Below are 21,543 nucleotides of genomic sequence, written 5' to 3'. Positions count from 1 at the left end.
TTGTCATACTACGTCACTGTCTACTCCCGCAAACGGGAGGTCACGACCAAGCCGGTCGTATAAATGAACTTCCTGGCGAACCTTTTCACAAAGGTCGTCAGGTACATCCGTCCAAGAAAATTGCCAGAGCCAGTTTTTTTCTACTGTACCCGGCGTGTTCATTCTGGCTGAGTTATCCAAATCCAGCCAATCCTGCATGGGAATGATCGCCATACGAGCCACAGAAGACAGAGCCGTTTTTATCAAATCCCACGATGTTACATCTGGGTGGTTAAGGTATTCTTGTACAAAGCTTGATTGTTGCGGCGACAACTGCTCCAACCAACCTCTTGATGTATCGTTATCGTGAGTGCCGGTATATACGATATTCATTGGCTCATGGTAATGTGGCGCATTAATATTCTGCAGCTGTCCGTCCAGCCCAAACTGCAATACCAACATGCCAGGCAGCGAGAATTTTTTTCTGAGAAACTCCACATTTTCGGTAATCAGACCAAGGTTTTCTGCCACAATCGGTAAACTGTGAAAGTGTTCAACAAAACTCTCCAGCAGTTTCTCGCCGGGGGCTTCTACCCACTCACCTGATCGCGCATCAACACTGCCCTCGGGGATCGACCAATAGGCCTCTAAGCCCCTAAAATGATCGATCCGAATAAGATCATATTGGTCCAGTTGGCGCTCCAATCTCTGTTTCCACCAGACAAATCCATCATCTTCCATGGCCGACCACTGATAATGTGGGTTACCCCAGTGCTGCCCTGTTTCAGAAAAATAGTCGGGCGGCACTCCCGCGACACTGACGGGTTTGCCTTCAGTGTCTAGCATAAACTGATCAGGGTTAGCCCAAACATCGACGCTATCGAGTGCAACAAAAATCGGAATGTCGCCAAACAGTAAAACGTCGTTATCTTGAGATGCTTGATGCAGCGCCTTCCACTGCGAGGAAAACGCAAACTGTTCGAATTGAGCTTGCCGTAAAGATGCCGTATGTTGCGCTCTTACATTGTCAAGGGCCGCGGGCTCTCGCAGCCTGAGAGGGGTTGGCCAGTCCAACCAGCACCGACCACACTGGGATTTGCGGATGGCGAGAAAAAGCGAATAATCCTCTAACCACGAAGCTTCTGCTTGCAAAAATGCCTCAAAGTCTTTCTTAACCGACTTCCCTTGTGATGTGTTTATAAAATCAAAAAATTGAGTACATGCTACTTCGCGCAGCTGGGCAAGATTCTCTTCACAGAGCTTACCCGCTGTAACGCTAGCAGAATGTATAAGCGAGTCTTCATCCAGCCAACCCCATAAACACAAAGTCTTTAAACAAATTAGCTTAGGGCTGCCTGCATGAGCTGACCAGCTTTGGTATGGGGAGCCGTCATCGTGAGTTGGTCCGGTTGGCAACATTTGCCAGACTTTTAAATCCGCTTTGGACAAAAAATTTAGATATCTTTGTGCCCCAACACCTATGTTTCCGCAAGGCGGCTCCAGGTTGCCGATCTTTTCGGCCGGCAGTGAGGTAGGATGCAGCAGACAACCCGCCGTACGGCGCTTAAAAACGTTGGCGGGCTTAGAGGTTTTACTCTCCACTTTCACCCCTGATGCCCTTGGCGCATCACGCCGCCGTTTGCCGGGGCACCCGTTCCCTGGCTGATTGGATTCATTAACTTTGCGGGCTTAGGCACATCAATCAGCTCGTACAGGTTGGATACGTGCTGACGGTATAAATAGTCAAAATCCTTTACGCTCTCTGAGGGGTTATAATCACCAAACCACCAAAACCAGTCAGAGCCCTCGCAGAGCGATAGTTGTAATTTGGCCGTTTCATGGTTCGCGGATGTGAGCGTACCCGCTTCTACCACCTCGTCGTAATCAATTTTTGCCTGACAGAGAATATCCCAGGCTTTGTTCTTGTCGGTATCCCCTATCCAGGTAGAGAAGGTACCGTACACCCAACTACCCGCACACAGACTTTGCAACGCCACAGCCGGATGGTTGCGCTTAGAGAATTCACTGTAGGTGCTGGTCGTTAACGTTGGATGATCGGCCAGGGTGCGATACAAAGCATCTAAAAAGTAGTAGGCATTTTCAGGGTAGTACTCCCACGCATTTTCGCCGTCCATGATGATGGAAATTACACAGTTATCCGTATCGGGGGCGGCGTCGACAATATTCTCTAAATGGTGTACAAAATCCGCTACCGCGTCATCGGCATGCCAATTGGCGTACTCGAATCCTATTTTGTCTGACAGGCCATCGTCACGGAAATACACGCCCGTAGGGCTGGCTTCAATTTTGAATTCTCTGTGCCGGAGGGCCGTGTCATTTTCTATCAGCTCTTTAGCGGATTCGTTGCCTTGCTTATTAAGGCTATTAAACAGTACGGAGTCACCGGTGGCAGTCCACTCAAAACCAGCGCCCGCTAAAAGTTTTAAGGTTTCGTCACTGAGCGCTCCTTCAGAAGCCCAACAGCCTTTGGGCGCAAAGCCAAAGTGTTCTTTAAATACATTGACACCATGCTGCAGGTGCCATTTAGCACGCTCCAACCCACCGGGGTAATGCGATGAGGCGGGTAAATGCGCGTCTGGCATAGCGTCTTTTGTGCTCTTGATTTCCAACAGCAGAGGCAATATCGGGTGCGCATGGGGGCTGGTGATGAGTTCAATTTGCCCGCCTTCAGCAAGCTTTTTATAACGTGGAATAATACCCGCCATAGCCTGATGAATAACGTGCAGTAGCTCTTCACACTGAGCTTGGCTGTAGCCTGTTCCCTGCTCTTGCAAGCGCTTTACCCGCGCATCCGTGCGGCGAATTGTCTCCCCCATCCAGCCCAGGTGATACCATACCGCCAGATCCGTTAAAAATTGCTGATTGAAGTAACACGGTAGTTCGTCGTCTTGCTGCCAGGTTTCGAACAAATGCACCAACTGACGAAACGGTGCGAAACGTTCAATGATTCGCTCACGGTTGGCCCGGGTGCATTTATTGAGTAGATCTCGAAACTTGTCGCTGCCCGGCTCTGGCCTGGTGGCCGACGTTAACAGCCCCAGAAGCGGGTCTGACAAAGACTCCCCTGCATCAAAATACGCCTGAAGCTGTACCGCATAGTCATCAATTTGCTCTAGCAGAATTGGGACAAAATTGAATACCGCTTTGCACGTTGGGTGAGCCTCCAGATGCGCCGCCATATCTGTGTAGTCTTTTATGGCGTGCAAATACGTCCAGGGAAAGTAGTACTCGCCGGTCACACAGTCGCGATAATCTGGTTGGTGCATATGCCACAGGAAAACCACCGGAACCTTTACAGCATTGTTCATGGTAGAGCCTCTATAATTTGGCTAACATTTCTGGAGTCACTAGTACGACGCCGCCTGGCGAGACATAGAATCTCTCACTATCGCGTTTTTCGTCATACCCAATTTCCATCCCCTCGGGAATGACACAATCGCGATCGATTAGGGCTTTCTTTATTTTGCAGTGGCGGCCAATATCGACTTTTGGAAACAATACCGAGTCGATAACCTCTGCGTAGGAATGTACCCGAACTCTGGGGAACAATAGCGAGTGTCGAACCGTCGAGCCCGATACAATACACCCGCCTGCCACCATGGAGTCAACTGCCATGCCGCGGCGGCCACTGTCATCAAATATGAATTTGGCCGGTGGCACATGCTCCTGATAGGTCCAAATTGGCCATTCATCATCATAAAGATCCAGCTCTGGTACGATCCCGGTTAACTCCAAATTTGACTTCCATAGCGCATCAACCGTGCCTACATCGCGCCAGTATGCGTCGCCACCACTGACAGGGTCTTTAAAAGGAAAAGCGTGTACCGCTTTTTGGCCCAGTAGGCCTGGAATAATATCCTTGCCAAAGTCGTGGCTGGAACCCTCTACACTGGTGTCTTGCTCCAGGGCTTCATACAAAACATCAGTGGAAAACACGTAAATACCCATAGACGCCAGAGAGACACCGGGTTTGCCGGGTATTGATTCAGGCTCTGCGGGCTTTTCCTGAAACTTTACAATATTGTACTTTTCATCGACATCCATCACGCCGAAAGCCGACGCCTCTGCGCTGGGCACTTCAATACAGCCAACCGTAATATCGGCGCCAGACTCTACGTGGGCGCCGATCATGGTGCCATAATCCATTTTGTACACATGGTCTCCGGCGAGTATGAGTACATAACTCGCGTCATGGCGCCGAATAATATCTAGGTTCTGGAACACCGCGTCTGCCGTTCCCGCATACCAAGATTCCCCCAAACGCATTTGCGCCGGCAGAAGTTCTACAAACTCCCCCATTTGACCGCCGAGAAACCCCCATCCTCGCTGAATGTGTCTATTCAGTGAGTGAGACTTGTACTGAGTCAGCACACTTATTCGACGAATGCCGGAGTTAACACAATTCGACAATGGAAAATCTATAATGCGAAACTTTCCGCCAAAGTGCACCGCTGGCTTGGCACGCCAATTTGTTAGGTCTTTCAGTCGGGAACCCTGCCCTCCAGCCAAAACTAATGCCAATGTATCGCGTGTAAGCCGGCTTACGAAACGTCCCGAAGATTGAAAACTCATAGGTGAGTAGCTCCTTGCATCAAAAAAGCGGATAGTGAAATACCCAGATCGTTGTCCATTTCTTAAAGGTAGACCCAATGAGTCTAGACCCTACTGCGCAAAGAGGTGAACTGGTGTGTTACAAAATTATTAAGAGCAATAAGAGTGCCATTAAAATTAGTCAGTTCCAGGCACTGAGAATTGCTGAAGTCGAAAAGGTAGCACGTAGTCTAAGATAAGCGGCAATTTGTCATTGCCATGACTTAAACTTGTGTAAGATGTATTTACCATTAAGGATATTTGATAGTGTGCAATAGTTGCTTGGCACCAAAAGTGCAAATGCATACGATAACGCCCCGAACTGATTTCATCCATGTAAGTCAGAGACACACTTTATCGGAAAACTATGACGGTTTTGTGTTTTGCGACCCAATGAAGGATAAAGCGACGAATGACGCGCCCCAAAGGATTACATATAAACACTGACATGCAACGTATTAGTGCAGCCACACACCACGATCCGTTTTCTGTATTAGGACGTCACTCACTGCCGGCGGCGCCTAACAAGCCAGTAGAACATGAAATCACTGTTTACCTCCCCGGCGGCTGTGGCAGCGCAGAAATCGAAACCGCCACCGGCTTTGCCCCGCTGCAGCATATTCCCGACACTGATTTTTACACCTACAGACAAACTGAAGACGCCGCCATACCAGAGCACTATGTTGTGCGCTGGAGAACATCGGATCAAACCCCTGTGCAGCGTCACGACCCATATACCTTTGCGCCACAAATTTCGGACTACGACCTACACCTGTTTGCCGAAGGCCGCCACTGGGATATCTACCGTTTGCTCGGGGCGCAGCCGAAAATCATCGATGGCATTGCGGGGGTGCTTTTCGCCACATGGGCACCAGGGGCTGAGCGAGTCAGTATCACCGGCGATTTTAATCAGTGGGACGGCAGGTTCCATCCGATGCGTTCAAGGGGCTCCTCCGGAATTTGGGAGCTTTTTATACCCGGGCTTCACGCCGGGGATATATATAAGTTTGAAATTCGCAGCCGCGAAAACGGTCAGGTTTGCAGTAAAACCGACCCCTACGGTCGCCAGTTCGAACTTCGACCCGCTACGGCAGCGGTTATAGACAACACGCTGGATAATTATGAGTGGCACGACGAACTGTGGATGCAGCAACGATCACAGTGGGAGTGGACGACAAGCCCGCTGTCCGTCTATGAAGTGCACCTGGGATCTTGGCGCCGAGGAGAAAATGGCGCTTACCTTAACTACCGCGATTTGGCTGAACAAATCGTTAGCCATGTAAAGCCTCTTGGCTTTACCCATGTTGAAATTCTGCCGATTTCTGAGCACCCACTGGATGACTCTTGGGGGTATCAATGTACCGGCTATTTTGCACCGACCAGTCGCTTTGGTAATACCGATGATTTTCGCTACTTTGTCGATTACCTCCACCGTTACGGTCTGGGGGTTATCCTCGATTGGGTTCCGGCGCACTTTCCTAAAGATGAATTCTCGCTCTCGCGCTTTGATGGTACCGCCCTCTACGAACACGAAGACCCGCGCATGGGCGAGCACAAAGACTGGGGCACATTAATATTCAATTACGGTCGCAACGAAGTACAGAACTTTCTTATTGCCAGCGCTTTGTTCTGGCTAAAAGAGTTTCACATAGATGGGCTGCGGGTAGATGCGGTCGCCTCCATGCTGCATCTCGACTACTCTCGCGATGAAGGCGAGTGGATACCCAACCGCTATGGCGGCAATGAAAATCTTGAAGCGGTTAGCTTTATTCGCGAACTCAATATTCAGTGCCACGGCAGCCACCCTGGCGCACTGGTGATAGCCGAAGAGAGCACTGCCTGGCCTCAGGTTTCCGGGCCCGTCTATTTGGGAGGGTTGGGATTTTCCTTAAAATGGAATATGGGCTGGATGCACGACACTCTGGAGTACATGTCGAAAGACCCCATATACCGCCAATACCATCACGACAGTCTTACCTTCGGCATGATGTACGCATACACCGAAAATTTCCAGCTGCCTTTTTCCCACGACGAAGTAGTCCATGGTAAAGGCAGCATGATCAATAAAATGCCCGGCGATTACTGGCAACAGTTTGCCAATCTCCGTTTACTGTACACCTATCAGTTTACCTACCCAGGCAGCAAGCTTCTCTTTATGGGGTGCGAGTTCGGTCAGTGGGACGAATGGAGAGACAAGGGCCAGCTGGACTGGGCGCTCTTAGGCTATGACAGCCATGCCGGCTTGCAAAAATCACTGGCTGATATAAACAATTTGTACCGCCAGGAACCTGCGTTGCACGCGCTAAACTACGACCACGGCGGCTTTGAATGGATAGATTGCCACGACAATACGCAGTCGGTGGTCAGCTACGTTCGCCGCAGTGCAGATGAGCACGTCATTGTCATCCTCAACTTTACCCCGACTCCCCGGCAAAATTACCGGGTTGGCGTGCCGAGCGCGGGTGAATATTATGAAATTTTCAACTCGGACTCGCAGTACTATGGTGGCAGCAACGTTGGCAACGGCTTAAATCTGAGCACTGAAAGCACGCCCTGGATGAACCAGCCGCATTCCATAGAGGTCACATTGCCACCTCTGGCTGGCATTGTACTCAAGTGCCGCTAAACTTACCCTTAGGAGCTCACTGTGAAGATATTGTTTTGCTGTAGCGAAGCCTACCCTCTCGCTAAAACTGGCGGTTTGGGGGACGTTGGGGGCGCACTACCCCGAGCCCTACTCAAGCAAGGTGTACAGGTTAAGTTAGTACTGCCGGGATACTCAGTAGCTCTCGCTAACGCTAAACCAAACGGACTCAAGTTGCTCAATGAGCTCGAAATACTGGGCGAAACTGTCCGAATTTGGCAATCGCGCCTGGCCGGAAGCCGGGTAACGGTTTGGTTTATTGACCATAAAACCTTCTCGAGCCGTGAGGGTGGACTTTATGGCGATGAGCTAGGTGTTGACTGGCACGACAATGCGTGGCGTTTCTATGTTTATTGCAAGGTCGCCGAACTCATAGCTTGTAACGAAGCTGGCCTTGACTGGAAAGCCGATGTGGTTCACTGCCATGACTGGCAAACCGGCCTAATACCGGCCCTGCTCAACGAACGCGAGCATCGCCCCAAAACCGTGTTTACCATTCATAACTTAGCCTATCGGGGGCTTTTCGATCAGGCAACCTTTCACGCTTTACAATTGCCAACGCACTGGTGGCATCACGAATCAGTGGAATTTTGGGGGGAGTTCTCCTACCTAAAAGCAGGCCTGGTATATAGCGACAGGGTTACCACTGTAAGCCCGAGTTATGCTCAAGAAATTCAAACCCCCGACTTTGGTTGCGGGCTTGAAGGCGTATTGGAGCAGCGCAAACGTCACCTGACAGGTATTGTCAACGGAATAGACGATAAGGTATGGAATCCTGGTACAGATACGCATTTGTCCTGCCACTATAATCGCCGCAGCTTAAGTAAAAAACAGCTCAATAAGACGGCATTACAGAAGGAGTTGGGACTAGCAACTACCCCCGATACGCTGCTTCTGGGTTTTATAGGTAGGCTTGTGGAACAAAAAGGCCTCGCCATTTTGATACCTGCACTCGAGCAATTTCTCGCGCAAACGGACGCTCAGTTTGTCGCCTTGGGCTCGGGTCAACAAGAATATGAAACAGCGTTATTGGAACTCGCAGCTAAATTTCCCCAACAGGTTAAAATTTACATTGGTTATGATGAGGGTGTATCCCACCGAATTGAAGCTGGTGTCGACGTGTTTTTGATGCCATCACTGTTCGAGCCGTGCGGGCTCAACCAAATGTACAGCCAGCGCTATGGTACCCTGCCGCTGTGCCACTATGTTGGCGGCCTGCGCGACACTGTGGTTAATTTGAGCGACTCTCAACTTGAAGGTTATACGCAAGGCAGTTTGGGCGTGGATAACATCGATGAAACTGGATTTTTGTTCTGCGATGCTACCGCCACAAGCTTATTGGCCACACTGAATAAAGCCTATATTTGTTATCAGAACACGCCACTTTGGACAAAGATGCAGAAAAATGGCATGGCGCAAGACTTTAGTTGGGGGGTTAGCAGTCAGCGTTATGTCGACCTGTACGAATCGCTGCTAAAAGAAAACGATAGTCAAATACGAGTGGCAGGCTGAGGCCCCGGCAGAGCCGCCAGCCGGCTTGTTACTGCAGGCGTTGATTGCCGACGTAGTCGCGGGCAAATTGCCAGGCGACGCGACCACTGCGTGAGCCCCTGGCCATACTCCAGCGCAGCGCCGCCGCACGCACTTCATCGCTCCACTGCCCGCCCATCGACTCAACCCAGGTTTGGGCTGCGGACATGTACTCTTCCTGACGGAAAGGATAGAAGCTTAGCCAGAGACCAAACCGTTCAGACAGCGAGGTCTTTTCTTCGACAGCGTCGCCGGGACGAATATCGCCGTCTACCAGATCAGTTTCGAGATTTTCGCTCATTTTATGCGGGAGTAAATGGCGTCGATTGCTCGTGGCGTAGAACACAACGTTATCGCGTGGGGCTATAATGGAACCATCAAGTGCAGATTTAAGGGCTTTGTATTGATGCTCTCCCTCCTCGAACGACAAGTCATCACAGTAGACGATAAAGCGTTCATCGGGCATCTGAGCCAAGATAGTCAGCAACTGGCCTAAATCTCCCAAATCTGGCTTATCGATTTCTATCAGCTTCACCAGGTCCTTTTGTAAATACCAACAACTTTTTATAAGAGTTGATTTGCCGGTTCCCCGGGCACCTGTCAGAAGTATGTTGTTTGCGGGTAAACCTTGGGCAAATTGACGCGTGTTGCGCAATATGGCTTTTTTTTGTTGGTCGACATTTTGCAATGCTTCGAGGTCTATATGATGAGGATCATACACAGCCTGCAAATAGCCGCCAGATTTAGTACTGCGCCAATAAAAGGCCGGGGCTTGCCAGTCACATGCAGGTGTACTATCCACCAACAGAGGCTCGATACGATCAAGCAGGGAATTGAGACGATCGAATAGCTGGCTTACATCCGTCATAGTCGCTCACTCTTAGGGTAAAGCTGGCAACCATATCAATTGCACCTGAAAAATCAAGGCAAACATTCAAAGTCTGTTCTATAGTAGGGAGAGATACCTATGAGATAGGAGGTAGCACTCTGCCGTCATGAACTTCTCACCTGAAGAACTCGCATTGCTGAAAGACACTCTGGGACAAAGGGTCAGCTGGCTAAGTAAAAATATCAATTCCCTGCCAAGTGAAAAGCAAGCCAGTGCAACACAGTTGCTGACAAAGCTTTCAGCCATTTTAACAAAATTTGATAGTCAGACAAAAAGCACCACTGCAAACCTTAAGGCCGCAGACGTTAGAACTCTTGTCGTTGACGACGATGAATACTGTGCAAAATTATTGGCTGCCAACCTAGAACAGTTGGGCTTTATTAACGTCGATATAGCCATGGATGGTCAGGAAGCCATTAATTTAATGTATGACACACCGCTGCCATTTCACCTAATACTCTCTGACTGGAATATGCCTATTAAGAGTGGATTGGAGGTGCACAGCGCCATGCTGGCATCGGACCGTTATAACGAAAGTCAATTTGTAATGACCACATCGATAACCCAGGCCAGTCAAATTCGCGAGGCTATTGATCATGGCGTAAATGATTACCTTGCCAAGCCCATTGAGATTGAAGCGTTGCGCAAAAAGCTCACACGTTTTTTTCCTGAAGCGCTACTGTAAACCTAGATTCGCGCACATGAGCACTGTTCCCCTAGCGTTGCTCCCCACTACTGCCCGCCCGTTTTAACAGTTCATCCACAGAAGCCTGCAGGTGCTGAAGCTGTACCTCGAGGTCAGCCCGGTTTGGCTGCTCGCCCTCCTCTTCCAGTTGGCGGGCACGGTTTTCCGACTCAATGACGTTAACAACAATCCCGATAATCATATTCAGAAAAGCAAACGCCGTTAGAAATATGAAACTGACGTAGAATATCCAGCTTAGCGGGTACTGCTCCATCGTCTCGTACATAACATCTGTCCAGTCCTCGAACGTCATCACCCGAAACAGCGTCAACATACTGACCGCAATATCCCCCCAAAGGACATCGTTAATTGGGGCAAAAAAGAAACTGCCTACCGCACCGTATATATAGAAGATAATAAACATCAGCAGCGCAACATAGCCGAGTTGCGGCATTGCTTTAAGTAATGAGCTGATTAATATTCGCAACTCTGGAATAATTGAAACCATTCTCAGAACACGGAATACACGAATCAAGCGACCAATCAAGGCCATTTCACTGTCTTCAATCGGAACCAAACTGACAATAACAATCAGGGCGTCAAATATATTCCATGCCGATTTAAAAAAGTTTCTCTTATAAGGCTCACCGATAAACCGTATGGTGATTTCAACCAGAAAGAAAAGCGTAATAAACCAATCGGTTATCACGATGATTTGCGAGAGAATTGGAGGGATGTCGTAAGTTTTTGCACCTATTACCAATGCCGAAAAAACAATAATGCCCACAACGAATAATTCAAACGCTTTGTTGCTGCGCAGACGGTGAAATTTTCCCTGCAGGGAGTTATCCCGGATTGAGTTCATGGTGTGTTCGAGGTCTAAGCTCACAGGCTAACGCTCACTAGAATTATGGTTTGGTGTAAATACAGTGGTCTGCAAAAACTTTGGCATTTTCGGCCTGGAATTCGTGGTCCGGCATATCCATCATCGCGTCACACCAGGGTTCTGAGCCGGGGGTTAAATCAGAGATATCACGACCTGTGAGAGTACCCGAGGCATCAATTTGAGGAACATACAGATGGGTTTCAGCCAGATCCTTTGTTTCTGGCGCTTGCCCTGGACTTATCTGCGTTGTAGCCGGTGTTTGGCTCAGTACAAAAAGCCCCACACCAATGGTGACTATTCCGAAGATAGTGGCAACTAAAGCAATAACAAGTTGTTTAGACATATAGAGAGGTTACCGGCTGAGCCATCGGGCAATATCCATTGCGTAATACGTAATAATAAGATCGGCACCCGCTCGCTTAAACGCAACCATTGTCTCTTTGACAATGGCTTCCTCGTCAATAACCCCAGCCGCCGCCGACGCTTTGATCATGGCGTATTCGCCGCTGACATGATACACCGCCAGAGGCCGGCTACTGTGGCGTCTGATGTCGGCAAGCACATCGAGATAGGCAATGCCGGGCTTAACCATGAGTATATCCGCACCTTCCGCTTCATCCTCTAACGACTCGGCCAGTGCCTCCCGGCCATTCGCAAAGTCCATTTGATAGGTGCTGCGACTGCCTTTGAAGGTGCTATCCACAGCATCGCGAAACGGCCCATAAAAGGCCGAGGCAAATTTAGTCGAGTATGACATTACCGGCAAATGGCTAAAACCCGCGTCATCCAGAGCTTCTCGAATAGCCCCAATCATACCGTCCATCATGCCAGAGGGGGCAATCATATCGACCCCCGCCCTAGCGCAATTTACCACCTGTTTCTGTAGATTGCGCAGAGTTTTGTCATTATCGACGTCCCCGTTACTAACCACACCACAGTGACCATGATCGGTATATTCACAGAAACAATTGTCGCTGATTACGGTGATGTCGGGCGCTGCGGTTTTCGCCGTTGCAATCATGCGCGCGAGTAAGCCACCATCGTCCCAGGTATCGGAACCGGCGGCATCTTTGTGCTCAGAAACACCAAACAGGAGAACGGCTTTGATGCCTAGGTCCCAGGCCTGTCGAACCACATCGGCTAATTGGCTTTCCGGGTGTCGAACCACGCCCGGCATTGAGTCGATCGCTACGGGCGCGGTCGCATTTTCCTGAACAAAGACAGGTAGAATCAGGTCTTTTACAGATAACTCAGTCTCGCGAACCATATCTCTCAGCGCCGGGGTACGACGCAAGCGACGAAAACGAAAATCAGCGTTGCGCATAAATTAAGCTCTTAAATAGTCTTCGTGGCTCCACTGGCACTGGACGAACATATCTCCAGAGCCCGGAACATGAAAATTGCGCTTGCACTCCCAAGTGAACGTGTGCGTGCCACTTAACTCGGTTTCTAGGTGTACGGTTGCGGATACCCAATACATACGGCTCAGCAGACCTTCAAATTGCTCAATCCACTGATTCCACTCGTACTCCACCGCGCGATAAGACGCCCCAAAATGCATTACGTCGGTTTGGTAATTGCCAGGCTGCGCGATCGGGTCGGGAATAGAAAACATTTCCTGGCACAAGAACGGCCAGTCCTCTGCACGCGGCAAGGTAAGCATAGCTCCCCGGTTTATCTGGATTCGCTCACTCTGCCCTTCGCCGATAATGCTGTCTTTAATACAGCCGTACACAATCGATTCGCAATCCATAACACATCACCTTTCGCGTCAGGTTGAGTATTGGTTCAGCAACTCAAGTAATTGCTCTTCCGTTAAGATTTCTAAACCTAGGGATTCGGCTTTTGCCCGCTTAGAGCCAGCGCCAGGACCCGCAACCACGAAATCCGTTTTTTTAGAAACACTGCCAGATACTTTTGCGCCCAGTGCGCGCAACTTGTCTCCGGCCTCGTCGCGGCTCATGGCATCAAGGCTTCCAGTCAATACGCAGGTCTTGCCCGCCAGGGGAAGACTCTCTGCGTCAATAACTTTGGTTTCTTGCCAGTGCACACCACAGTGTTGCAAGTCTTTAATTATGTCGAGGTTCTCTTGCTCGACAAAAAAATCCCGGATAAATCGCGCTACAACGGGGCCTATATCGTCTACAGCCAGCAGCGCATCCTCGTCCGCCTCGATAATAGCTTGCAAAGTCCCAAAATGTGCAACGAGATTGCGGGCGGTCGCCTCTCCTACCTCGCGTATCCCCAGAGAGTAAATAAACCGCGGTAAACTAGTAGTTTTTGACTTCTCCAATGCCGCTAATAGATTCGCTGCTGACTTATCACCCATTCTATCGAGTGCGGAAACATCCTGCTGTGACAGTGAAAACAAATCGACCACATTTTTTACCAGGCCCCGGTCGACTAGCTGATCGATGATCTTTTCGCCCAAGCCATCAACATCCAATGCTTTTCGGGAGGCAAAGTGAATCAGAGCCTCCTTGCGCTGCGCCGGGCAAATTAGACCGCCCTCACACCGTATAGCGGCCTCTCCAGGGATGCGCACCGCAGGTGAATGGCACACCGGGCACTCAGTGGGAAATTCAATAACCCGCGCATTTGCTGGGCGACGCTCTTCAACCACACTCACAATCTGTGGAATAACATCGCCAGCGCGCCGAATAATGACCGTATCACCGACGCGAACTCCCAGCCGCTCTATTTCGTCTTTGTTGTGTAAAGTGACATTGGATACCGTAACTCCGCCCACAAACACCGGCTGCAATCTGGCGACTGGCGTTAAGGTGCCTGTTCTTCCTACCTGAAACTCCACATCTTGCAGCTGAGTAATCTCTTCCTGAGCGGGAAACTTGTAGGCAATTGCCCAGCGAGGTGCTCGCGAAACAAAACCAAGGTCTTCTTGCAGCCCGATTAGATTGACTTTGAAAACAACGCCATCAATATCGTAAGGCAAGCTGTCACGCTTTTCACCAAGCTGGCGGTGATATGCCATGCACTGCTCAATAGATGAAGCAGTGGCCATATTGGGATTTATTTTAAAGCCCCAGGCGTTCATTTGATGAAGTATGTCTGTGTGTCGGTCGGGAAGCTCTAAGCCTTGGTGAATGCCAACGCTATAGGCACATAATTCCAAAGGCCGTGTTGCCGTAATTCGCGGATCCAACTGTCGCAAGCTACCGGCAGCCGCATTTCTGGGGTTTACGAAAACCTTCTCGCCACTGGCTGCCGCTTTTTCATTGAGTACAGAAAAGCCTGCTTTGGGCATGTAAATTTCGCCCCGAACTTCAATTCTTTCAGGTAATGTGTTGCCCCGCAGTTTGAGCGGTACCGAGTGTATAGTGCGTACATTCTGGGTAATATCCTCCCCGGTACTGCCGTCGCCACGCGTTAGGGCTCTGACGAGCTGCCCCGCATCGTATAAGAGGCTAATAGCAATACCGTCCAACTTTGGCTCGCAGGCGTACTCAATCGCACTGGCTGACTTCAGTCGATCTTTTAAACGCCGGTCAAATGCCTGCAGATCTTCATCGCTAAAAGCGTTATCCAAAGACAGCATTGGCATTTCGTGTGCCACGGAGTCGAAAGCGGCAAGTGGTGCGGCACCCACACGTTGCGTTGGCGAGGCGCTATCCACTAATTCAGGGTAGTCGTTCTCTAGCTCCCGCAATTCATTGAGAAGCCGGTCATACTCTGCATCTGGAATGGAAGGAGCATCGAGCGCATAGTAGCGATAATTGTGTTCATCGATTTCATCGCGCAGTAATTGCGAACGCTTGCGCGCATCATCGATTGACGCTGGCGTTGTCACTATCCGTCCCCTTAGTGACTGGCGCGCGACAAGCGTTTACGCTCGTATTCCGCAATACGTTGGCGGCAATGCTCCATCGTTTGACGTGTCATTACACTTCTCTGTTCATCTTTTAACTCGCCGGAAAGCGTCTCGGCAACGGTTTGCGCGGTGTAGCGCATGTTGTCAAATGCCTTAATACTGTCGCTGCGCATAGGCAGAGTTAAAAACAAGCTAACCCCCGGGGTTGTGAAGTTATCCATGCCGTCCAAATCGAAGGTGCCTGGTTGTACCATATTCGCCAAACTAAACTGTACCGGCCCGTCGCCACTGTCTTGCGCGTGGCGATGAAAAATATTCATCTCTCCATAGCGCATACCACACTGCAAGAGCACATCAAGTAGCTGATCACCCGCAAATTGAGTTCCTTCACGCGCCATCACATTGATAATAATGACTTCATCTGGCTGCGCTGGTGCTTCCTCCTGCGGCTCGGAAAAAACTGGCTCATCCGCGGCAAACTCAGTCTCGTCAAGTGCGGAAAACTTAGGCTCTACCCGCTCGTCCGCAATTGCTCCTGTGGATGATTCGAAAGCTGATTCAACGTGTGCCTCGGCAGATTCGGCTTCGGCTTTTTGCTGTGGTTCAACTGATTCCATCAACATCGGAACCGATTCATCTAAATTGAGAGATACTTGCTGGGGTATTTGACCGGATTTGGTCGAAGCCGTATTTTCAACTCTACTGGTTTGTTTTTGTTGATGACTTGAATTGCCATGAACAGGCCGTTTAGCGATTACCCGAGCGCCGCCATTGGGCAACTCACTGGGGTACAGGTGTTCATCATCCGTGCCGCGCGAATCAAATTTACGCGCGCGCTTAGAAACCCGAATATTGTCTTTACTCGCCAGCCGCATACGACGCCAACCATCGAGTAAAATACCGACTATTAGCAAAACCACTATGACGGTTAACCAATCTTTCATAGCACCCTATCCAGCATCTTCATAAATTTATTAACAGTTATACCGCAGCGAGTTCGGCGGCCTCATCAACATCTACAGTAACCAGGCGCGAAACGCCGGGCTCGTGCATAGTCACACCCATCAACTGATGCGCCATTTCCATGGCAATTTTGTTGTGGGTAATATAAATAAACTGTACATGTTCAGACATTTCTTCAACCATCCGGGCATAACGGCCAACGTTGGCATCATCCAGTGGCGCGTCCACCTCATCCAGCATGCAGAATGGGGCTGGATTCAGACGGAAAATTGAGAATACCAAAGCGATTGCGGTAAGCGCTTTCTCACCACCGGACAACAAATGAATGGTACTGTTGCGCTTACCCGGCGGGCGGGCCATGATAGCGATGCCGGTATCGAGCAAATCCTCGCCGGTTAATTCCAAATAAGCGTGGCCACCACCAAACACTTTAGGAAAGAGTTCCTGTAGCCCAGTATTTACCTTATCGAAGGTTTCTCTAAAGCGCGTACGTGTTTCACGGTCGATTTTTTTAATGGCATTTTCAAGTGTTTCCAAAGCTTCCATTAAGTCTTCGTTTTGCGCATCTAAATAATTTTTCCGCTCCGATTCAGACTTGTACTCATCAATAGCGGCAAGGTTAATGGCGCCAAGACGAGAAACTCTGGCCGCGATTTGTTCAAGCTCGAGCTCAAGAGGCTTGATTTCTGCATCTTCTGGAATGCTCTGCAAAAGACTCTCTAAATCGTAGTTATCCTCGGCCAACTGATCAGCCAATGTTTTGCGCTGCACTTCAAAGGTCTGCGCGGCCAGCCGCTCTTGCTCCAGATGGGACCGTACGGCCTGAACTTCCTGCTCTGCCCGGTTGCGTGATTGCTCGGCTTCTCGCAAGTCATGCTCTACCGTTTCAAGAGCCCGGCGAGATTCGCTAAGCTCTTCTTCGACCGAAATTCGCTTCGCTAACGCGGCCTCTAGCTCCAGCTTATTTTCTTCAGCTGGATCGCGATTCTCGCTCATAGACTTAGCGAGTTGCTCACGTCGTTCTTCTAGCGCCTCGCTTTGCTCCAGCATTCGGGCAATATTAAGCTTAATACTATCGATTTGCGTATTCAGTGATGATGCTCGCAATTGCAACTCGTGCGCCTTGTCTTTGTCATGACGAGCCTTTTGCCGGGCTCCATCGAGCTTGCCGCGCAAATTGTCACGCGTGGCGAGTAAGGTTTCGCGCTCTTGCGTATCGGCTTCCATTGACTCGATGGCGTCACTTAATATGGTGCGCGCTTCAGCCAGTTGCTCGGCCTCTTGCTCCATTTGCTCGCGCGCATCATCAACGTCACGATTAAGCCGGGATTTGCGCTCGCCAAGCTGCTCTACCTTGACCTGTTTGGCGCTAATATTGGAACGCAGCTCGCTGTGACGAGCATTTAGGCGATCCAATTCACGGCGCTGCTGCTCTCGCTCGCTTTCGGTATTTTTAATCGCTTCGCGGTTTTGTTCCAGTTTTATGGCTAAGTCTTCTACTGACTGCTCACTAGCGGCAATATCTTCGCTCAGCGTTTCCAGCTCCTGTCGGCGTGCAATAACACCGGCGCTGGCATCGGTTTCTCGTGCCACTTTTATCCAGTGCGCGCTCAACCAAATGCCCTCTTTGGTCACGACGGACTCACCGGCGCTCAGGGTACTGCGAATAGCGAGAGCATCACTAAGACTATCGGCCACATATATACCACCGAGCAGCCCTTTAATGTCCCATTGTGCCTCGACATGACTGGCCAACGTTTCCGCTTTGCTGAACTGGGCGGTATCACTTTGAGCGTTTGAGTCCAGTAAAATCAGCTCTCCCTGGCTCAGTCCTTCTATGGTCCCGACAACGCGGTCGACACCGTCTACGCACACGGCTTGTAGGGTATTACCCAGTACCGTCTCGAGCGCAGTATCCCAACCGTTACGAGCGGTAATTTGTTCCGCCACACGCGGTGCATCAACCAGAGACTGCGCTTCCAGCCACTCGCTCACCGCCTTGTTCTTTTCACCTAAGGCGGCTTGTTGCAGCGCCTCCAAAGAGGCGTGACGGCCGCGCATGCTTTGCAGGGCGCCGCGCTGACGGTCGAGCTCATCTGAGAGTTGACGATTTTCTGACCGCTTGTTTTCCAAAGTTGTCACATAATCGTCGCTTTTTTCGCGCGTCGACTCGAGCTCCAGCTCCAGCTCGACCATCTCCTCCCGAAGTATGTCGATTTCGTCATCTTGCCCGAGGTCTTCACCCAGGCCTCGCTTTTCTTCCTCGAGTTTTTCAATTCGTACCAATAAGCGCTGTTGCACCTGCTCCAAATGCTGGATTCTGGACTGCTGTACTTCGGCTCGTTGACGCGGTTCTGCCGCGCGCTGATTAAACTGATCCCAGTCGCTCTGCCAGCTCTGCATCAGTTCTTCCGCTTCTTGCAACAGGTCTCCTGACGACTGCTCCGCGGCCTCTATCATTTCTAGCTCCGGCTCAATCTCCAGCAGTTCTGCCTGCCAAAGCTGCTCGCGCTCAGTGTCTGTTTGCAACCGATCTTTCACTTCACGGGCTTCACGGTCGGTACGCTCTACGTCTGTTTGCAGCTGCCGATTACGCTCTTCAGCGTGTTTAATACTTTGCTCTATTCGGGCAATGTCTGCGCCAATAGAGTAGAAACGCCCCTGAACTTCGTTAAATTTGTCGCCAAGTTCCGTGTACTGCGTTCTGTATTTCTCGATTTGAGTGTCTTTGCTGACCTGGTCGGTGACGAACGATTCCATCTTGACTTCGAGGTCGCGAATGGCCGACTGTTTGGACTGAGCCTGGGCGTCTAGGTCCCGATATTTTAGAGCCTGAACCTGGGCTTTTAGGCCGCGTTCTTGCTTCTTGTACTCGGTATATTTCTCTGCCGCTTGTGCCTGCCGCTCTAAACGAGAAAGCTGGCGCTCAAGTTCTTCTCGGATATCGGTTAAACGCTCAAGGTTTTCATGGGTTCGACGCATCCGGTTTTCGGTGTCACGCCGACGCTCCTTGTACTTAGAGATTCCCGCCGCCTCTTCGATGTATACGCGCAGCTCTTCGGGTTTCGCTTCAATCAAGCGAGATATCATGCCCTGTTCGATAATGGCATAGCTGCGCGGTCCAAGACCGGTGCCCAGGAAAATGTCAGTAATATCCCTACGGCGACACTTTGCGCCGTTGAGATAATAGATATTTTGGGCGTCCCGGCTTACTTTGCGCTTGATAGAGATTTCGGTAAAGGCTGCGTACTCGCCCAGTAAGGAGCCGTCACTGTTGTCGAAAACCAGCTCAATGGAGGCTTGGCCTACTGGTTTGCGGCCACCGGAACCGTTAAAAATAACATCCGTCATAGACTCGCCGCGCAGGTTTTTGGCGGACGATTCCCCCATGACCCAACGCACGGCGTCGATGATATTTGACTTGCCGCACCCATTCGGGCCGACTACGGCACATAAATTACTGGGAAAATTTACCGTTGTAGGGTCAACAAAAGACTTAAACCCCGCCAATTTGATACATTTTAACCGCATAGGTCCATGTCACTCATTATGCCACCGGAAATTGGCAGCTCGATTTCTTAGGTGCGACAAACGTCAGATGATTCCAATCCCTGGACGGTGATGACCTACGCCCTAGGGCCTAACAATCACGCCCACGCAAAAGCGAAATTTTACACACTTGCACAATGCATTACACCTGAATGACAGAGCAATTTTCAAAGAAAATGTGCTGTCACGGGTAATTTTTAGACGTTTGATCGAAAAGCGAACAAATGGCTCCACATGGCGTCAGAATCAAAGTGAATGATCGATACGGACATCGATCTGGCCCGTTAACTCTGACAAGTCTACGGGGCCCACGCGTCCCTCCAAATCACCCGGCTGAGCCATTGCCCCACCGCTTTTTGACAGGCGTGCAACGACCTCAACCGCTCCACCAGAAGCCAAACGGTCAGTAGTTGTCATGGCCATTGTTTCATCAATTATAATTGACAATGGAAACTTAACGTCCTGCAAGCGCTTTGCCGCAAGAGGCATGGGGCTACCCTGGTACTCTCTGACAAAAACAAATAAGGTCGCGTTGGGTGGTACTACTAAATCATCGGCCATAGACACCGCGACAGGAACGCGCCAACTTTTGACTGTCGCCGCTGCCGCTGAATCACCCCCTAACTCCTGTTTGGCACGGGCAATACCGGCCAACAACGCCTCTCGTCCAGAGGCTCCGACTGGTGTTAAATCTACCGCTCTTTGCCAGTGTTCGATAGCGGCCCGAAAATCCTGAGCCGCAAATGCTTCAATACCGGCAAGTCCGCGAGCCGTAGTATCGTCAGGGTCTGATGTCAAAGCTCGGTCAACTAAAAAGCTAATTTCAGAATTCATGCGATTCCCGTTGGCGAAAAAGAGCGCCTGGGCCAGTTGTGACGCCAAACCGGGATCATTGAGGGCCAGTTCGTAGGCACCACGGAAGCCCTCTACCGCAGTATCATACTGGCCTACCTGATTGCCGTAGCGCCCAAGCAAGTACCAATACTGTGGGTTATCTGGTTTGGTCTTAATACGCTCGCGCAGGGTATCAATTAGCTCAAGCGTGGGGGTTATGTCAGGCTGCTTCCCCTGTCTAAGGGCGGCCATATTGTGATCGGAGACTTTTGCCTGAAGCTCGGTAAAAAGTACGTCACCACTGAACCCTTGTGCCAGATATAACCATATGCTGAAGACACAGAGCAAAATCACTCCAGCCGCCAGAATGAGGCTACTGCTCGCGCCACTGACCACTTTGGCCCCCCCACCTTTCTGGTCGGCGAGAAGGTTTCGTTTGAGTTCGGCTACCAATTTTCCATGTTGCGCTTCTTCGATACGATCAGACGCCAGATCAGCATCGAGTTCCCGCATATGCTCTAGGTACAAAGCAACGTTCTCGGCTTCTCGTGCCGAGTCATCGACCACAACGGCCTGGTCAGTTGCGCGATAGCGCCACATAGGCCAAAGTACCGTAACTGCCGCGCCGAGCAACAAAATACAAGCGCCTGCAACTAATACACTCATTTTGGCACCTGCTTATCGCTGTACTTTTTCACCAGTTGGTTTACCGCGTCTTCATCGGCAGCCGATAGCTCTCCGTCGTCGCTCCGGGCTCGTCGGCGCACCATCCGCCAAAGCACGAAACTGCCAATACCCAAAAGAATGAGTGGGGACAACCACAGCGCTGCCGTTGCTGGCTTAAATGGAGGCTTGTACAGTATATAGTTGCCGTAACGGCGAACCATGTCATCGGTAATTTCTTTATCGCTACGTCCAGCCAATATCTGTTCGTACAAATCTTGCCGTACACTCTCTGAAACAATGGAGTCAGAGCCGGCCAGATTCTGGTTTTGACACTGAGGGCAACGCAACTCTTCATTAAACTGTTTGAAACGTGCCCGATCAACCGGGTCATCGAATTGGTAAATTTGCTCTGCCAAGCTAGAACCGGCCAATAAACAGCCCAATAAAAATAACACTAATCGCATATGATTCTTTCCCG

At 50.3% G+C, this 21,543-nt stretch carries 16 protein-coding genes; 3 read left to right on the top strand and 13 right to left on the bottom strand.

Annotated features, from left to right (window positions below; translation table 11 throughout):
* Nucleotides 1–3: 3 nt before the first annotated feature.
* The 3 genes from malQ to glgC are packed head-to-tail and all read right to left on the bottom strand — an operon-like array spanning nucleotide 4 to nucleotide 4,572.
* On the bottom strand, nucleotides 4–1,581 hold the full coding sequence (malQ, locus tag QWI17_RS07105; RefSeq protein WP_302721823.1) for a 4-alpha-glucanotransferase: 1,578 nt from the start codon (nucleotides 1,579–1,581) through the stop codon (nucleotides 4–6).
* Between the two features lie 2 nt (nucleotides 1,582–1,583).
* The gene (locus QWI17_RS07100) at nucleotides 1,584–3,308 is read right to left on the bottom strand and encodes a glycoside hydrolase family 57 protein (RefSeq protein ID WP_302721822.1); all 1,725 of its coding nucleotides are present in this window, start codon (nucleotides 3,306–3,308) and stop codon (nucleotides 1,584–1,586) included.
* 10 nt (nucleotides 3,309–3,318) lie between these two features.
* A complete protein-coding gene (glgC, locus tag QWI17_RS07095; protein WP_302721821.1) occupies nucleotides 3,319–4,572 on the bottom strand; it encodes a glucose-1-phosphate adenylyltransferase in 1,254 nt (417 codons plus the stop codon).
* A 430-nt stretch (nucleotides 4,573–5,002) separates the two neighbouring features.
* Here glgC and glgB point away from each other — a divergent pair, with 430 nt between their 5' ends.
* Nucleotides 5,003–7,216, top strand: coding sequence for a 1,4-alpha-glucan branching protein GlgB (glgB, locus tag QWI17_RS07090; protein WP_302721820.1), 2,214 nt, complete (start codon nucleotides 5,003–5,005; stop codon nucleotides 7,214–7,216).
* Between the two features lie 21 nt (nucleotides 7,217–7,237).
* Nucleotides 7,238–8,746, top strand: coding sequence for a glycogen synthase GlgA (gene glgA, locus QWI17_RS07085; RefSeq protein ID WP_302721819.1), 1,509 nt, complete (start codon nucleotides 7,238–7,240; stop codon nucleotides 8,744–8,746).
* Nucleotides 8,747–8,774: 28 nt separating this feature from the next.
* Here glgA and QWI17_RS07080 read toward each other — a convergent pair whose 3' ends face one another.
* A complete protein-coding gene (locus QWI17_RS07080) occupies nucleotides 8,775–9,632 on the bottom strand; it encodes an ATP-binding protein (RefSeq protein WP_302721818.1) in 858 nt (285 codons plus the stop codon).
* Between the two features lie 127 nt (nucleotides 9,633–9,759).
* Here QWI17_RS07080 and QWI17_RS07075 point away from each other — a divergent pair, with 127 nt between their 5' ends.
* Nucleotides 9,760–10,338, top strand: a complete 579-nt coding sequence (locus tag QWI17_RS07075; protein ID WP_302721817.1) for a response regulator — start codon at nucleotides 9,760–9,762, stop codon at nucleotides 10,336–10,338.
* Between the two features lie 31 nt (nucleotides 10,339–10,369).
* Here QWI17_RS07075 and QWI17_RS07070 read toward each other — a convergent pair whose 3' ends face one another.
* From QWI17_RS07070 to QWI17_RS07030, 9 genes are all read right to left on the bottom strand, one after another.
* Nucleotides 10,370–11,203: an ion transporter gene (locus tag QWI17_RS07070; RefSeq protein WP_302721816.1), complete on the bottom strand. Its 834-nt coding sequence runs from the start codon at nucleotides 11,201–11,203 to the stop codon at nucleotides 10,370–10,372.
* 43 nt (nucleotides 11,204–11,246) lie between these two features.
* On the bottom strand, nucleotides 11,247–11,567 hold the full coding sequence (locus QWI17_RS07065) for a DUF3012 domain-containing protein (protein ID WP_302721815.1): 321 nt from the start codon (nucleotides 11,565–11,567) through the stop codon (nucleotides 11,247–11,249).
* A 9-nt stretch (nucleotides 11,568–11,576) separates the two neighbouring features.
* Nucleotides 11,577–12,548 (bottom strand): porphobilinogen synthase, encoded by a 972-nt coding sequence (gene hemB / locus QWI17_RS07060; RefSeq protein ID WP_302721814.1) that lies wholly within the window; start codon nucleotides 12,546–12,548, stop codon nucleotides 11,577–11,579.
* A 3-nt stretch (nucleotides 12,549–12,551) separates the two neighbouring features.
* Nucleotides 12,552–12,977 carry a hypothetical protein gene (locus tag QWI17_RS07055; protein ID WP_302721813.1) on the bottom strand — a complete coding sequence of 142 codons (426 nt, stop codon included), beginning with the start codon at nucleotides 12,975–12,977 and terminating at the stop codon, nucleotides 12,552–12,554.
* An 18-nt stretch (nucleotides 12,978–12,995) separates the two neighbouring features.
* Nucleotides 12,996–15,032 (bottom strand): NAD-dependent DNA ligase LigA, encoded by a 2,037-nt coding sequence (ligA, locus tag QWI17_RS07050; protein WP_302721812.1) that lies wholly within the window; start codon nucleotides 15,030–15,032, stop codon nucleotides 12,996–12,998.
* A gap of 11 nt (nucleotides 15,033–15,043) precedes the next feature.
* A complete protein-coding gene (zipA, locus tag QWI17_RS07045; RefSeq protein WP_302721811.1) occupies nucleotides 15,044–15,997 on the bottom strand; it encodes a cell division protein ZipA in 954 nt (317 codons plus the stop codon).
* Between the two features lie 37 nt (nucleotides 15,998–16,034).
* On the bottom strand, nucleotides 16,035–19,547 hold the full coding sequence (smc, locus tag QWI17_RS07040) for a chromosome segregation protein SMC (RefSeq protein ID WP_302721810.1): 3,513 nt from the start codon (nucleotides 19,545–19,547) through the stop codon (nucleotides 16,035–16,037).
* A gap of 264 nt (nucleotides 19,548–19,811) precedes the next feature.
* Nucleotides 19,812–21,065: a c-type cytochrome biogenesis protein CcmI gene (gene ccmI, locus QWI17_RS07035; protein ID WP_302721809.1), complete on the bottom strand. Its 1,254-nt coding sequence runs from the start codon at nucleotides 21,063–21,065 to the stop codon at nucleotides 19,812–19,814.
* Nucleotides 21,062–21,529, bottom strand: a complete 468-nt coding sequence (locus tag QWI17_RS07030) for a cytochrome c-type biogenesis protein (RefSeq protein ID WP_302721808.1) — start codon at nucleotides 21,527–21,529, stop codon at nucleotides 21,062–21,064. Before QWI17_RS07030 ends, ccmI begins: the two co-directional genes overlap by 4 nt.
* Nucleotides 21,530–21,543: the final 14 nt, after the last annotated feature.

This window comes from Gilvimarinus gilvus, from assembly GCF_030518155.1.
Classification (GTDB): Bacteria; Pseudomonadota; Gammaproteobacteria; order Pseudomonadales; family Cellvibrionaceae; genus Gilvimarinus; species Gilvimarinus gilvus.
The sequence above is the reverse complement of the archived record's forward strand: the minus strand, read 5'-3'. Positions and strand labels throughout refer to the sequence as shown.